General features: G+C 56.9%; 12 protein-coding genes and 1 pseudogene. 10 read left to right on the top strand and 3 right to left on the bottom strand.

Features of this window, described 5'->3' with window-relative positions; genetic code table 11:
- Positions 1-40: 40 nt before the first annotated feature.
- From flhF to NH344_RS04695, 6 genes are all read left to right on the top strand, one after another.
- A complete protein-coding gene (gene flhF / locus NH344_RS04720) occupies positions 41-2230 on the top strand; it encodes a flagellar biosynthesis protein FlhF (RefSeq protein WP_253027590.1) in 2190 nt (729 codons plus the stop codon).
- Positions 2227-2826, top strand: coding sequence for a hypothetical protein (locus NH344_RS04715; RefSeq protein ID WP_089674599.1), 600 nt, complete (start codon positions 2227-2229; stop codon positions 2824-2826). Before flhF ends, NH344_RS04715 begins: the two co-directional genes overlap by 4 nt.
- Before the next feature lie 171 nt (positions 2827-2997).
- The gene (locus NH344_RS04710) at positions 2998-3348 is read left to right on the top strand and encodes a flagellar protein FlhE (protein WP_244154881.1); all 351 of its coding nucleotides are present in this window, start codon (positions 2998-3000) and stop codon (positions 3346-3348) included.
- 26 nt (positions 3349-3374) lie between these two features.
- Positions 3375-4076, top strand: coding sequence for an RNA polymerase sigma factor FliA (locus NH344_RS04705; RefSeq protein WP_044629552.1), 702 nt, complete (start codon positions 3375-3377; stop codon positions 4074-4076).
- A 39-nt stretch (positions 4077-4115) separates the two neighbouring features.
- Positions 4116-4931, top strand: a complete 816-nt coding sequence (locus NH344_RS04700; protein ID WP_062360455.1) for a MotA/TolQ/ExbB proton channel family protein — start codon at positions 4116-4118, stop codon at positions 4929-4931.
- Positions 4932-4935: 4 nt separating this feature from the next.
- Positions 4936-5607 (top strand): OmpA family protein, encoded by a 672-nt coding sequence (locus tag NH344_RS04695; protein ID WP_044629550.1) that lies wholly within the window; start codon positions 4936-4938, stop codon positions 5605-5607.
- 143 nt (positions 5608-5750) lie between these two features.
- Here NH344_RS04695 and NH344_RS04690 read toward each other — a convergent pair whose 3' ends face one another.
- On the bottom strand, positions 5751-6341 hold the full coding sequence (locus tag NH344_RS04690; protein ID WP_052509941.1) for a hypothetical protein: 591 nt from the start codon (positions 6339-6341) through the stop codon (positions 5751-5753).
- A gap of 193 nt (positions 6342-6534) precedes the next feature.
- On the opposite strand from NH344_RS04690, the gene NH344_RS04685 reads away from it, so the two are divergent.
- Together NH344_RS04685 and NH344_RS04680 are read left to right on the top strand one after the other, a co-directional pair.
- On the top strand, positions 6535-8646 hold the full coding sequence (locus NH344_RS04685) for an adenosylcobalamin-dependent ribonucleoside-diphosphate reductase (protein ID WP_253027589.1): 2112 nt from the start codon (positions 6535-6537) through the stop codon (positions 8644-8646).
- Positions 8647-8704: 58 nt separating this feature from the next.
- The gene (locus NH344_RS04680) at positions 8705-9460 is read left to right on the top strand and encodes a hypothetical protein (protein WP_044629547.1); all 756 of its coding nucleotides are present in this window, start codon (positions 8705-8707) and stop codon (positions 9458-9460) included.
- A gap of 9 nt (positions 9461-9469) precedes the next feature.
- Here the strand turns inward: NH344_RS04680 and NH344_RS04675 are convergent.
- A pseudogene (locus NH344_RS04675) lies at positions 9470-9697 on the bottom strand (helix-turn-helix domain-containing protein); the annotation flags it as partial.
- Between the two features lie 32 nt (positions 9698-9729).
- A complete protein-coding gene (gene uvrA / locus NH344_RS04670; protein ID WP_044630317.1) occupies positions 9730-12579 on the bottom strand; it encodes an excinuclease ABC subunit UvrA in 2850 nt (949 codons plus the stop codon).
- A 171-nt stretch (positions 12580-12750) separates the two neighbouring features.
- Here uvrA and NH344_RS04665 point away from each other — a divergent pair, with 171 nt between their 5' ends.
- Positions 12751-14130: an MFS transporter gene (locus NH344_RS04665; protein WP_044630318.1), complete on the top strand. Its 1380-nt coding sequence runs from the start codon at positions 12751-12753 to the stop codon at positions 14128-14130.
- A gap of 79 nt (positions 14131-14209) precedes the next feature.
- Positions 14210-14800, top strand: coding sequence for a single-stranded DNA-binding protein (gene ssb / locus NH344_RS04660; protein WP_044630319.1), 591 nt, complete (start codon positions 14210-14212; stop codon positions 14798-14800).
- The last annotated feature ends 10 nt before the right edge of the window (positions 14801-14810 follow it).

The raw sequence follows: 14810 nt of genomic DNA, 5'->3' as shown, positions 1-14810 counted from the left end.
GAGCGGTAATAGCCTTTTACGTTTTGGCAACAGGTGAAACATGAGCGTTAGACGTTTTGTCGGAGCAAATAGCCGCGACGTAATGCGCCAAGTGCGCGAAGTGTTAGGTGATGATGCACTTATTGTCGCCAACCGTCGCACCGAAGGCGGCGTTGAAATTCTCGCCATGGCGGATGACGCCGTTGACCAGTTCGACCCGTCGCCGACGACGCCAGCGGAGGAGCCGAAGGCTAGCCCCGCGCCAGCGCCTGTCTTTTTACTGCCAAAGCAACCAGACCCCCTAGAGGCGATGAGTGAGCGTCTGCTTCGGGAAATGCAAGATATGCGCGAACTACTGGCCCGCCGCCAGCCGTTGCCAACGACTCAAAGCGGTGCAGACACCGCCTACGAGCACCTACGGCAGTTGATGGCCCGGGTTGGCTTCAGTACAGAGCTGAGCGAAGAGGTGCTGGAAGCATTGCCAGATGAGTTGAGCGCGCTCGAGGCTACTAACGACGCGCCGCTTAACTGGCTGCGTGAGCAGTTAATGGCACGGCTTAACGTGCTGCAGCACGAAGAGAGCTTCTTTGATCAAACGGGCATCGTCGCATTGGTTGGCCCCACTGGGGTGGGTAAAACGACCACTACTGCGAAGCTTGCGGCACGCTTTGTGATGCGCCACGGCACTCGCCCAGTGGCGCTAGTGACCACCGATAGCTTCCGTATCGGCGCTCATGAGCAGCTGCGCATTTATGCACGGCTCTTGGATACGCCCATGTATGCCCTAGACGCTGAACAGCCGATTGATGAATTGGTTGGTCGGCTACAAGGTAAGCAGTGGGTGATTATTGATACCGTGGGGATGAGCCAGCGGGATCAGCGGGTGATTGAACAGATCGCCCATTTACAGGGTGGGAAGTCCACCGTGCGTCTGGTGCTGTTGCTCAACGCCGCCAGTCAGCCGGAAACGCTAGAAGAAGTCGTATTGCGCTACCGCCAAGCGGCGAGAGCTGCAGGTGCCGAGTTAGACGACTGTATCATCACGAAGCAAGACGAAGCTGGGCGGCTTGCGCCGGTATTAGACATCGTCATGCGCCACGGTATGAGGGTGCTGTTTGGCTCCTATGGCCAGCAGGTGCCAGAAGATATGGTGGTCGCGACACCACCCGCACTGATTGATCAAGCACTGTCGGCCAACGTTTCGAGTAGCGCGCGTGCTGAAACAGCCCCACTCAGCTTGCCACGCTGGTCGCGGGATGTGTTAGGGCAGGGGCGCAGGCTCTCCTCGGTGTTAACCCGCTTGCGTCAGCGTGTCGTCGATTTTCACCGCTTGGAAGCCGCCTGGGACATCGCAGCGCTGCCGGGGGTGATACAAGACCAGCGCCTAGATGAGCTGTTAGCCGGAGCCTCCACCACTCGTGACGCGTTAGGGGTGGTTTGGTCGCCCCGCCGCAACGAGCGAGGTTGTGACTGGTCGATGCCAGATGTTGCCTTGAATGAGCAAGGTGCTTGGCTGGCACTGACTCGCCTTCAGCACCGTCAGCTAGCGGGCTGGCAGCCACGTTTGGTGCGTTGTGCAGGAGATGTTGCGGTTCATCTGCTGCCTACCCTGCCAGACGCTGAGGCGCTGGCTTGGCTAAACGCTCAGCATCTGACGTGGGTCAGCATGGTGCCCGCGAGCCAGCGGGTATACTGCCAGGGCGAGCGCTATACCCTGCGTTCCCTGTTCCAAGAAAGCACCTTAACCCATAGCGTGGGCATCCGTTTCCGCGGGCAAAGCATGCAGCTTTCCAGCGCCTATGTTGAAGCGCAGGACGTATCAGGTAACCCCGTATTGGCGTGGGTCGGTGAGGTAAGCGACCCTGAAAGCACTAAGCGAATCGTGCGCCGCTACTGGCTAACGCCTGCACGTTTGGGCAGCGATGTGTTAACGCTTTTAATCACTCAACTGCAGAGTGACGGACTGGCATCGCTCACCAAGCGTGCTTGGCAGCAGCTTAAAGAGGCCGATGGGGGTGATGTCAGCAGCGAGCTGCGCCTGCTGATGGCCAGCGGCGCGGCTGCAGTAGCTGGCCATCTAGATATCGTTGACGATGAGGACGCTCAGGCCCTGCGAGCCGATTTGCTGCGCTTGTTAGGAACCCAGCGCAAGCGGCGTGATACGGCACTGCTTGATGCATTAGTACACGTTCTGATGGCGCGCGATGCCATTCGTCAGCTAGGTAGCGTCAGTCGTGAGGGCGTGGTATGAGTGGCCAGGATCAGGCGGCTGGCCTGCGCAAATGGGCCGATTTACAGCGCCAGCAGCGCGGTGCTGATGAAGTCGGCCATAACATGGAAAGTGACGAGGCAGTGCCTGCCGCACCCGTTAACGAAGAGAAAGCCGCCGCGTATACCCAGGAGGCCATGGCACCGACGGTAGCTGCTGCTGCCGAGCCTGCCACCGTGGCGCCTCCAAGACCGAAAAAAACGTTAGTGGTAGTAGGCTTACCTCATGCTGGCGCAGCGCAGGTGGACAAAGTGCGAGGTCGGCTGGGGCAATGGTCGGCCCTTGGGAGGCAATGGGCAGGTGACCCACAGGATTGGGATATTCATATTGTCATGCCTGACAGCGCCTCGCTGACTGACTTAGCCGAGCGTTACACTCGCTGGGCGCTATGGGTAAACAGTGATGCTGACGCCTTTGCCACCATGTACCGAGTGTTGCGCCAATTACGCGAGCATGGTGGTCCGCAGCGTCTTCTAGCCCTTCATGAACCCCACCTGCCGCGCCGGGGGTTGCTGGATAATTTGGGCAATGCTTCCGCTCGTTATTTAGATATTGAGCTTCTGCTGCTGGCGCGCTAGCGGCGGGCCAGGGTGCATGTGTCGCTCAAGGGGAGAGTTATGCAGAGTTTGGCGAGTTGGGTAAGTAACGCTAAGCAGATGGCTATTGAGGCGTTGATAAAACCTGCAAAGTTGTTAACAGTAAGAAAAATGGGCTGTTTAGGGCTAGTAGCAGGGTTATGGTTTTTCGCGTTGAATACGCAGGCCGCAACCGGCAGTTGGAGCAGCCAAGTGCCTAGTGTGATGGTAGCAATGAGCGACCGTACCAGCAGCAGTCAGGCGATAACCCCGCCAGCGGGCGTCTCGCTGCGTAATGCTGTGCTGTCGCGAATTCAATGGCGCTTTGAGTCACCGCCGGGAACGCCTGTGCACGCTTGGCTATGTCATCCTGAACGCTGTGTTGCACTATCAGGCATGCGCGGTAGCACGACCGCTCTATCGGGAATGTTGGCGAGCGCACCGCTGTACTTTCGGTTTACGCTGCAGCCAGGGCAACGCCCTGTGCGAGTACAGGGGTTACAAGTGATCGTGAACTATCAGTAAAGGTTGTTAAGCCGCGAGGCACGAGGATGTATACAGCACAAGGCAGGATCAAACAGAGTGAGCTGTTAACTCAATACATGCCACTGGTGAGACGTCAGGCCTTAACGCTGCAGGTAAGGTTGCCCGCGAGTATTGAGCTGGATGATCTGATCCAGGCGGGTATGGTGGGCTTGTTAGAGGCATTAGGGCGCTTTGATGCTGCCCAAGGAGCAACATTTGCTACCTTTGCAAGCCAGCGCATCCGTGGCGCGATGATGGACGAGCTGCGCACTCGTGACTGGCTGCCCCGCAGCGTACGCCGCTCGGCACGGGCGGTAGATGATGCTGTGCGTCGTTTAGAGCAGCAGCTGGGGCGCCCCCCGGAAGAGGGGGAGATTGCCCGTGAACTGGAGATGCCGCTAAGTGATTACCAGCAACTGCTCAACGATACCAATAGCGGGAAATTATTGCCGTTCGAAGAGCTCATTGCGGATGGCGGCGAGCCTGCGGGGGACGACACTCACCGACAGCCGTTTGAACAATTATTGGATGAACAGCAGCGGCAAACGCTGATCGACGCCATTGAAGCACTGCCCGAGCGCGAGAAGCTGCTAATGGCGCTGTATTACCAAGAAGAGATGAATCTAAAAGAAGTGGGCGCTGTGCTCGGTGTCACCGAATCACGGGTTTCACAGCTTCACAGCCAGGCGGTGAGTCGGCTGCGTGCTCGCCTACATGAGACTAATTAATCCTCTCACTCACTAACCATAACCGGCGAGGAGCCGTTGATGAATCCATCTACGCTGATCGGTATATTTGCCAGCATGCTGTTGTTGGTAAGCGTTTTATTTTTTACCGCAGAGTCTCCCGAGAGCTTTATTAACTTACCGGGGCTTGCCATTGTGGTCACTGGCACGCTGGCGGCCACGTTTATCAGCTATCCGCTGAAAGAAGTGCTGCGTGTGGTGCGTCTGGTTGGTTTAGTTTTCCGCCGTGAAAACACCTATGTGCGAGATGACATCAATGAGTTGGTTTCCATGTCGCGCCTTTGGTTTAAGGGGGATGTTAGAGCGGTTGAGAAAGAACTGGAACATACCCGTAATCCGTTTTTGCGCACCGGTATTCAACTGGTCATTGCGAATACAAAAGAGGATGAAATCTTCGACATGCTGCGCTGGCGTATTGCGCGGCTGAAAGCCCGCGAGCATGCTGAAGCCCAAATTTTCCGCACCATGGCCACCTATGCACCGGCCTTTGGCATGATTGGTACTTTGGTAGGCTTGGTCAACATGCTCGAAGTGATGGATGCGGGTGACCTGGAAGTAATTGGGCCCCGGATGGCAGTGGCGCTGTTGACTACTTTCTATGGCATCCTGTTGGCCAATTTGGTGTTTAAACCGATTGCCGTGAAGCTAGAGCGGCGTACGGAAGAGCGCCTTATCACTATGAACATGGTGCTGGAAGGCATTTCGCTAATTACCAAGCGCCGTCTGCCATCGTTTATTGAAGAGACGCTTAACTCCTTCGTAGCGAATTACCACGACGAAATTCGTGACTCGAACGTTAAGCCTCGGCCCGATATGGGTTCCGCATTAAAAGGGTAGCGCCATGCTCGACCGCGACTCACGGCATGCTTTGGAGCTTCCCGCCGAAGTGGGGGAGAGTGACGAGAGCTGGCTGACCAGTTACCTGGATGTATTGACGCTGCTGATTACCCTGTTTGTACTGCTGTTGGCGCTTACGCCATCCGGCGGTGGCGAAGGGAGTGAAAGCAGTATCATGGATCCCTCGAATGCCGTTACGTCACTGCCATTGGCTAGCCTAGCCACAGGAATACTTCCCCGCCACGATGGCTTACATCCCCAAATGGCAGGGCTTGATATCCCTGGAGTGAGTGTCTCCCAGGGGCAAGAGGGCGTTACGCTACGTATTGACGATAGCCTTTTATTCCCCAGTGGCAATGATGTGCTAACGCCCCAGGGGCAAGCTGTGTTAGAACGGCTCTCCTCGGTGCTGCAGTCCTTTGAAGGTCAAATTTCTGTTGAAGGCCACACCGATAACGTGCCGATCGCGACCGCTCGGTTTCCGTCTAACTGGGAGCTCTCAGTGGGACGAGCCATCGCAGTGGTACGCCAGTTAGAGCGGCAAGGTATTGCCATTTCACGTATGCGGGCCGTCGGCTATGCCGACACCCAACCCATGGAAAGTAATGCTACTGCGGAAGGGCGAGCTGCCAACCGACGCGTTGAGCTGTTGCTGAAGCAACAGGTCAAGGGGTAAAGAGATATCTCGAGGCTATCTTCGTGTCGAAGCATCATTCGCTACTGACAGCTGTAAAACGCTGATGGCCCGGGCCGATGCCGCTATGTATCAAGCCAAGCACAGCGGCCGTAATCGAGTAGAGGTTGCGGAAGAGCGTGCGCTTAACCCGGAGGAGCAGGTGCCTCTGTGAGAGAGGCGCCGCTACACAGCGACTGCATGCGTTGAATGGCGTTGCCAGCACCTTCCAAACTAAAGGTCATGTACCACGGTTCCTGCTCTCCCTGGTCAAATCCTAAAAACAGCTGCTCGCCCGACTGCATCTCAGCGATCAGCGTCTCCATATCGCTCAAATAAAAATGGGCATAAAAGCCGTCATCGCCCCGCTCGGTAATAAACTCCGCCATGGTATCGACAATCGGGTTGTCACCAATCCGCAGCCGAGTGGGTACCAGATTCACCGCGCGGCTCTCTCCCTGCTGCTGCGCTAGGGTGACGCGCATCTCCAGCCACGGTAAATCACAGACTCCTTGAGTAGCATTTATGCTTAGCGTGGCATCGGAGTAGCTGTGGGTCTCCACAGCACGAAAGTGGCGCTCTTCTCCTAGGGTCAGCGCCATGGATTGCCAGTGCCCATGGGTAGCCACTGATTCCACATTAAATGTAGCGGCCAATGAAAGGGGAGCTGTGACAAGCAGCATGGCGGTGACGGCGAAAGTTGATGTTTTCAGGAAGTTCATAGGTCGTATCGTCATCGAAAACCTTAAGCCTATAGCGTGTTGGGAATAAGCAAAAGGGTAAGGTGCTGATTTTTCTATATCTAGTGCTGTTAACGTCAAAAAACGGCCCATATAGTAGAAAGTCGGGGCTATACTCCCCTACGATGCCACGTATAATCGGCCCGTTTTTTAGCGCTATCGCTACCCATCGTGAAGGAGTTTCGTGAACATGAGTACCGCAGCCAAGGCGATGAAGACATCCAGTGAAGTCCCTATGCAGGCTCCATCTAGGGAAATCTGGGATGCCAAATATCGGTTAAAAGATCGTCATGGCCAACCGGTGGATCAAGATGTCGCAGCGACCTTTGAGCGCGTGGCTCGCGCCCTAGCCGCCGTAGAGGGTGAAAAGGCCGATGAGTGGCTACCCAAATTTCGCTGGGCGCTGGAAAATGGTGCTATTCCCGCTGGGCGAATTCTCTCTAATGCGGGAGCCGAAGCCTACAAGCCCGCCGTCAGTCTGATTAATTGCACCGTTTCTCGCACTATTCGTGACTCTATGCGCGATATCCTCGACTCTGTGGTCGATGCGGGTATGACATTGAAGTCGGGCGCCGGTATTGGCTACGACTTCTCAACCCTGCGCCATAAAGGTGCCTTTGTGTTTGGCGCAGGAGCAGGCACCAATGGCCCGCTGGCGTTTATGGATATCTACGACAAGATGTGCTTCACCGTGGCGTCTGCCGGAGGCCGTCGCGGCGCGCAGATGGGTACCTTTGATGTGGGGCACCCGGACGTGCGCGAGTTTATTCAAGCCAAGCGCGAAGCAGGGCGGCTGCGTCAATTTAACCTGAGCCTACTCATCACCGATGAGTTTATGGAAGCGGTGAAGCACAACGCTGATTGGCCGCTGGCCTTCCCGCTGCATCCTGGTGAGAAAGAGGATGTGAGCGTCGAAGAGGTGATTTACCGCGACTGGCCGGTGGTGGAAGAGGGCTACACGGTGGATGCCGAAGGGCGCGTGGCCTGCCGTGTTGTCGAGGTGATTAAAGCTCGCGAGTTGTGGGACACGATTATGTCCTCCACCTACGACTACGCCGAGCCGGGCTTTATCCTGATCGATCAAGTCAACCGCATGAACAACAACTGGTTCTGCGAAGATATCCGCGCCACTAACCCCTGCGGCGAGCAGCCACTACCGCCAGAGGGCGCTTGCCTGCTGGGCTCGGTCAACCTGACCAAGTTTGTGATCGAGCCGTTTAGCGCCGAGCCGCGGTTTGATTGGGAGCGCTACCGTAAAGTCGTGGCGATTTTCACCCGTATGCTCGACAACGTGGTGGAAATTGCTGGCCTGCCGCTCCCCCAGCAACAGCGCGAAATTGAAGCCAAACGCCGCCACGGCATGGGCTTTTTAGGTCTTGGTTCGACCCTGACCATGCTGAAAATTCCCTACGGCTCTCAGGCGTCGCTGACGTTCACTGAAGAGGTCAGTCGTCATTTGGCGTTGGAAGGGTGGAAGCAGGCGCTGGAGCTTTCTAAAGAGAGGGGCATGGCGCCAGTGCTTGAAGAGGAGCACACCATTACGCCCAAGATGATGCGCGAGCGCCCTCAGCTCGCCAGCGACGGCTACGAGGTAGGTGACAAGGTGCCGGGGCGGATTCTGCACGCCCGCTATAGCCAATACATGGCCAAAGTGGCCGAGCTTGAGCCGGAGCTGGTAGCGCAGCTCGCCGAGCACGGTGCTCGCTTTACTCACCATAGTTCGATTGCCCCCACAGGCACTATCTCGCTCTCCATGGGCAACAACGCTTCCAATGGCATTGAGCCGTCGTTCTCCCATCGCTATTTCCGCAACATCATCCAGTCCGGTAAAAAGACCAAGGAGCAGGTGGAGGTGGTGTCGTTTGAACTAGCGGCCTACCGCCACTTTATCGCTGCCGATGCGGTAGAGAGCGATCTGCCGGATTACTTTATTACCGCTGACGCGGTCACTCCCGAGCAGCACGTCGCCGTTCAAGCGGCAGCTCAGCAGTGGGTGGACTCGGCGATTTCCAAAACGGTCAATGTACCCACCGAGTTCCCCTTTGAGCAGTTCCAAGACCTCTATCTGCAGGCCTACGAGAGCCGTTTGAAAGGTTGCACTACCTTCCGCTTTAACCCGGAAGCCTTCCAAGGCGTGTTGGTGCGTGAGGATGACCTGAAAAACACCACCTATGTGTTTGAGCTGGAAAATGGTGAAACCCTTGAGCTAACCGGCGATGAGAAGGTGCTTTACGACGGTGAAGAGCATAACGCCGCTAACCTGTTTGATGCCTTGAAAGAGGGCACCTACGGCAAATGGTAATCGTAAGCGCAAGCAAGGCTTAGCTTGATGAGCTGTCTAAAGAACTGGGGAGAACGTTATGGCGGTTGAAATTACGTCGAAAATTGTCGGTTACCGTATTAAGCAACAAGGGCAGCCCGCGCCTGCACCGGAGCTACCAGATGAAGACCCATTAACGGTCCGCATTCCATCGCGCCCGGAAGGCACACTGGAAGCAGTGTCTGAAAAAATCTCTTATGTGGGGGCTGAAGGGCGCAAGAAGGTCTACTTGCTGGTCTCGTTTATGCCAGTGGAAGGCGTGATTGGCGGCCAGCGTGTGGTGATTGAGCGTCCGGTGGAGTTCTTCTTTCCCTCGGGCCAGCTCTCCAGCGAGCACCAGTGGATTACTGCGACCATGCGCAGCCTGTCGCTTGCAGCGCGTGGGGGCTATGTCACTCAAGCCGTGGCAGACCTGCGCAAAGTCGCCTGGGACAAAGGCTTGGTGCGCTGTGGCATGAATCGCTGGAATAAGCCCATGTTTCACGATTCTGAAGTGGCGGCGATTGCTTGGTCGATTCAGCAGATTCTCTATCGGCGTGGCTTTCTGGATCAGGACGGCCACCAAGTGCCGGTGGAGACGCTGGTTGCACGCTATGCGCACCGCATGCAGCATGGACATGCCTGGCAGCCGGAGGAGCCCCCGGCGGCTGAAGACTCTGCCGGCGCATCGTCTTCTGGTGAAGCAAGCGGTGGCCCCGCTACGGTAGGCACGTGCCCTGAGTGTCGGGGTGATTTGATCATGATGGATGGCTGCCCAACCTGTTATGCCGGGTGCGGCTGGTCAAAGTGCGGCTAGCCGCTGGCATCACTCGTCAAATAACGGCCTGATATTATCGGTAAGGTAGCAGTCATCAAATTCCCCTTCCGTGGCCAGCGCTTCAAGGTTGGGGATTGAGACATGATGGCGGTCGCGAAACACCAGCCCATCTTCGCTGAGCGCACTAAAAGTACGGATCACGTGTACTGGACTTAAGCCTAGAATGTCCGCCAGCTGCTCCTGGGAGAGCGGCAGGCGGAATTGGCCACTAATATCGTGATTGGCTTCGGGCACCGGGTAGCTAAGCGCTAGGAAGTGGATGATGCGCGTTTGGCCCGCTCCAGTAGTGGCGCCAGGAAGCGCCCGGTATGCGAAACGCTCTGCTTGGCAATCTGCTCGGGCGTGCCCTCAGCAATAATTTGCCCGCCGCCAGAGCCACCTTCCGGTCCAAGATCAATGAGCCAGTCGGCGGTTTTGATCACATCCAAGTTGTGCTCAATCACGACAATCGTATTGCCGTGATCGCGCAGTCGGTGGAGTACGGTCAGCAGCTGGCGAATATCTTCAAAATGTAGGCCTGTGGTAGGTTCATCCAAAATGTAGAGCGTTTTGCCGGTGTCGCGCTTAGCTAGCTCTCGGGCCAGTTTGACACGCTGTGCTTCACCGCCGGATAACGTGGTGGCGCTTTGCCCTAAGCGAATATACGAGAGCCCTACGTCCATTAGCGTTTGCAGGCGGCGGGCAATGGCGGGCACCGGGCTGAAGAATGCCAGCGCGTCTTCCACGGTCATTTCCAGCACTTCGTGGATGGTCTTGCCTTTATAGTGAATATCCAGCGTTTCGCGGTTGTAACGCTTACCTTTACATACATCGCAGGGTACGTAGATATCCGGCAGGAAGTGCATCTCTACCTTGATCATGCCCTCGCCCTGACACGCTTCACAGCGCCCGCCCTTAACGTTAAAGCTGAAGCGGCCCGGCTTATAGCCCCGTGAGCGCGCCTCTTGGGTACCCGCAAATAGCTCGCGAATGGGCGTGAAAATACCGGTGTACGTCGCAGGGTTAGAGCGCGGCGTACGGCCAATGGGGCTCTGGTCGATATCGATCACTTTATCGAGCTGATCAAGCCCTTCAACCTTCTCATAGGGCGCTGGGGTCAAGGTGGTGGCGCGGTTAAGCTCACGGGCGGCAATGGGCATCAGCGTGCCGTTAATCAGCGTTGATTTACCCGAGCCAGAAACCCCCGTCACGGCAATAAACAGCCCCAAAGGCAGGCTCAGCGTGACGTTTTGCAGGTTATTGCCTGTCGCGCCGCGCACGACCAACTGCTTTTCCGGATTGCTGGGAATACGGTAGGGCGGCACGGCGATTTCACGAGTGCCGGAAAGATACTGACCGGTGAGCGAGTTGGGGTTATCCATCACTTGCTGGGGCGTGCCTTGGGCGACGATTTCACCGCCATGCACACCAGCACCGGGGCCGATATCCAGCACATGGTCTGCCGCGCGAATGGCGTCTTCGTCGTGTTCGACCACAATCACGGTATTGCCCAGGTCGCGCAGTCGCTCCAGGGTTTTCAACAGGCGGTCATTGTCCCGCTGATGCAGGCCGATAGAGGGCTCGTCCAGAATGTACATGACGCCCACCAGCCCCGCGCCGATTTGGCTAGCCAGACGGATACGCTGGGCTTCGCCGCCGGAGAGGGTGTCGGCGCTGCGCTCTAGGTTCAGGTAGTCCAGGCCCACGTTGACCAGGAACTCTAGGCGCGCGTGAATCTCGTTGACGATCTTGTCGGCAATTTCGCCTTTACGCCCCGGCAGGGCCAGCTCGGCAAAGTAGCGCCACGCGTCGCCAATCGGCAGGTGAACGATATCCGCAATGTTGTGGTCATCCACGTACACATGGCGCGACTCTTTGCGCAGCCGCGAGCCGCCGCAGGTGGTACACGGCTGCACGGCGATATACTTGGCGAGATCATCACGCACCATGTTGGATTCGGTTTCCCGATAGCGGCGCTGCATGTTGGGCAGCACGCCTTCAAAGGCATGCTCCCGGGTGACTTTGCGGCCGCGATCCCCCACGTACACGAACGGAATTTGCTCATTGCCGCTACCGTTGAGGATGATCTCACGCTCGTGGCGAGCCAGCTCCTGCCAGGGGGTTTCCAGCTCGAAGCGGTAGTGCTTGGCGAGTGCCTGCAACTGGGTGAAATAGTAAATGTTGCGCCGATCCCAGCCTTTAATGACGCCTTCTGCGAGGGAAAGCTCTGGATGGCTAATCAGCTTATCTGGGTCAAAGTACTGCTGAACGCCGAGGCCATCACAGGTAGGGCAGGCGCCCGCAGGGTTGTTAAAAGAGAACATGCGCGGCTCAAGCTCTGAGAGCGAGTAGCCACATACCGGGCAGGCAAAGCGCGAGGAGAAGGCGAGGTCTTCCTGCTCGCCATCCATAAAGTGAATCATCGCCGTGCCGTCGGCCAGGTTTAGCGCGGTCTCAAACGATTCCGCTAAGCGCTGGGCGATATCGTCGCGCACTTTAAAGCGGTCCACTACCACGCTGATATCGTGTTTTTTACGCTTATCCAATGGTGCGATGTCGTCGAGTTCGAGCACTTGACCGTCGATCTGCACCCGCACGAACCCCTGGGCACGCAGCTCGCTGAGCAATTGTAAATGCTCGCCTTTGCGGCCCTTCACCATAGGGGCCAGCAGCATTAGCTTGGTGCCCTCGGCGAGGTTCATCACTTGATCGACCATCTGCGAAATGGTCTGGGCTTCTAAGTCTTCACCGTGCTCTGGGCAACGGGGCGTGCCTGCGCGGGCAAACAGCAGACGCAGGTAGTCGTAGATTTCGGTGATAGTGCCCACGGTTGAGCGCGGGTTGTGGGAGGTGGATTTCTGCTCAATAGAGATCGCAGGAGAGAGACCTTCGATGTGGTCCACATCGGGCTTCTCCATCATCGAGAGGAATTGGCGTGCATAGGTAGAGAGCGACTCCACGTAGCGACGCTGCCCCTCGGCATAGAGCGTGTCAAACGCCAGCGATGACTTACCGGAACCGGAAAGCCCGGTAATGACGATAAGCTTGTCGCGAGGCAGCTCCACATCGATCTGCTTGAGGTTGTGGGTGCGGGCACCCCTGACCAGAATGCTGTCCATCAACACCTCGAATCGCGTGGCAAAAGCGTAATTATACGATTGCTGTCCCCTTCCCGGCAAAACTGTCTCTGCCTGCGTCACCGCGCTTGGCGTTTCCAGCGTGATGACAAAGCGCTAGAATGGGGGGTTACCTCAGGCCGTTCTGGCCCATCCACCATACACAAGGGCACTATGCGCAAGGTTTCCGCACTGCTGCTGGCCGCTGAACGCCGTGCAATCAGCGGCTTGGCCGGCCTTTATGCGTCTCGTATGCTGGGACTGTTCATGGTTCTGCCGGTGCTCGCGCTTTATGCCGACACGTTGACAGGCGCTACGCCGCTACTGGTTGGCGTGGCGTTAGGCATTTATGGCTTAACCCAGGCGACGCTGCAAATCCCGTTTGGTTTGCTCTCTGACCGCATTGGTCGTAAGCGTGTCATTGCGATGGGGCTGCTGATTTTTGCTTTTGGCAGCGTGGTAGCGGCCATGGCAGATAGCATTGGCGGGGTAATTTTAGGTCGCGCCCTTCAGGGGGGCGGTGCCGTGGCGGCCGCCATAATGGCTCTATTGGCAGATCAAACCCGCGAGCAGGTACGCACGGCGGCCATGGCCACCATTGGCCTTTCGATCGGCGTATCGTTTGCCATTGCCATGGTGCTTGGTCCTTGGTTAGCCTCCTGGGCGGGGCTCTCTGGGGTGTTTTGGTTTACCGCACTCCTAACATTGGTGGGACTGTTAGTCCTTTGGCGCTGGGTGCCGCCTGCGCCGCGCCGGTTACGCCACCGTGACGTAGGGCTGGACCGGAAGCAGTTTAAAAGTGTGATTACCCGGCCGGATTTGTGGCGGCTTGATCTATCGATTTTTGCGCTGCATCTTGTCCTCATGGCAATCTTTGTGGCTATCCCCTTCCGCTTACTCAATGCGGGGGTAGCAGTGGAGTACCATGGATTAGCCTACCTAGGCATTATGGCACTCTCTTTTGTGGCGATGGTGCCGCTGGTGATCATAGCGGAAAAGCGCCAGCGTATGAGGCTGATGTGCCTATTGGCGATTGGAGCCATCGCTGCCAGCCTAGCCAGCCTAGGGTTGTCGCTTTCCCAGGGGCATTGGCTGTTTGTTTGGCTATTTGTTTTCTTTACCGGCTTTAATTTGCTGGAGGCAACGCTGCCTTCCATGCTTAGCAAGTTGGCCCCAGCGGGTGCTAAGGGCACCGCAATGGGGGTGTATTCCACCAGCCAGTTTCTCGGCGCTTTTTTAGGTGGCACGTTGGGCGGCTTGCTGGCGAATACCTGGGGGCTTAACGCGGTATTTATTGGTTGCGCGGTGCTAGCGCTGGCGTGGTGGGTAGCCATGTGGCGGATGTCTTCTCCTCCGCCGCTCTCCAGCGAGGTGGTGGCGTTACACGATACGCAGCCTGATGCGATCAACTTATTGATGGAGCATCTTGCCGACGTGGTTGGTGTGGAAGATGTGATGGTCGTGCCGGAGGAGCGCCTCATGTATTTGAAGGTAAACCGCAAAGAACTCGATCAAGCGGCGCTGGCAAAACTGATTCCACCGCCGCGACCCTAAAGAATGAGCGCTCACCTGCTAAAAACAGCAGGTAGCGACCTACTCAGTTATTTGTCCGATTACGTAAAGGAGCGACCTCATGGCGCGCGGTATTAACAAAGTTATTTTGATTGGCAACCTGGGCCAAGATCCTGAAGTGCGATTCACCCCTTCTGGCACAGCGGTAGCAAACTTAAACCTAGCCACTTCCGATACCTGGATGGATCGCCAAAGTGGCCAGCGCCAGGAGCGCACCGAGTGGCATCGCGTGGTGCTATTCAACAAAACCGCTGAAATCGCCCAGCAGTACCTTAAAAAAGGCTCAAAAGTGTATATTGAGGGCCGCCTGCAAACGCGCAAATGGCAGGACCAGAACGGTCAAGATCGTTACAGCACGGAGATCGTGGCTAACGATATGCAAATGCTGGATAGCCGTGGCGGCGACTTCCAGGGCGGTGGTGCCCCGCAGGGTGGCTACGCTCAGCAGGCCCCGGCTCAGCAAGCGCCTCCTCAACAGAACTATGGCCAAAACCTGCCCCAGCAGGGCGGCTACCCGCCTCAGGGTGGGGCCCCTCAGCGAGGTGGACAGCCCGCGCCGCCGCAGCAGCCGGCACCGAATAACCAAAACAACAGCTATGGCGCCCCCAATCCGGGCAATTTTGATGATTTCGACGACGAAATTCCGTTCTAAAAAGTACCTT

Source organism: Halomonas sp. Ps84H-12 (genome assembly GCF_024124725.1).
GTDB classification, from domain to species: domain Bacteria; phylum Pseudomonadota; class Gammaproteobacteria; order Pseudomonadales; family Halomonadaceae; genus Vreelandella; species Vreelandella aquamarina.
This window is presented reverse-complemented; position numbering and strand designations above follow the sequence as displayed.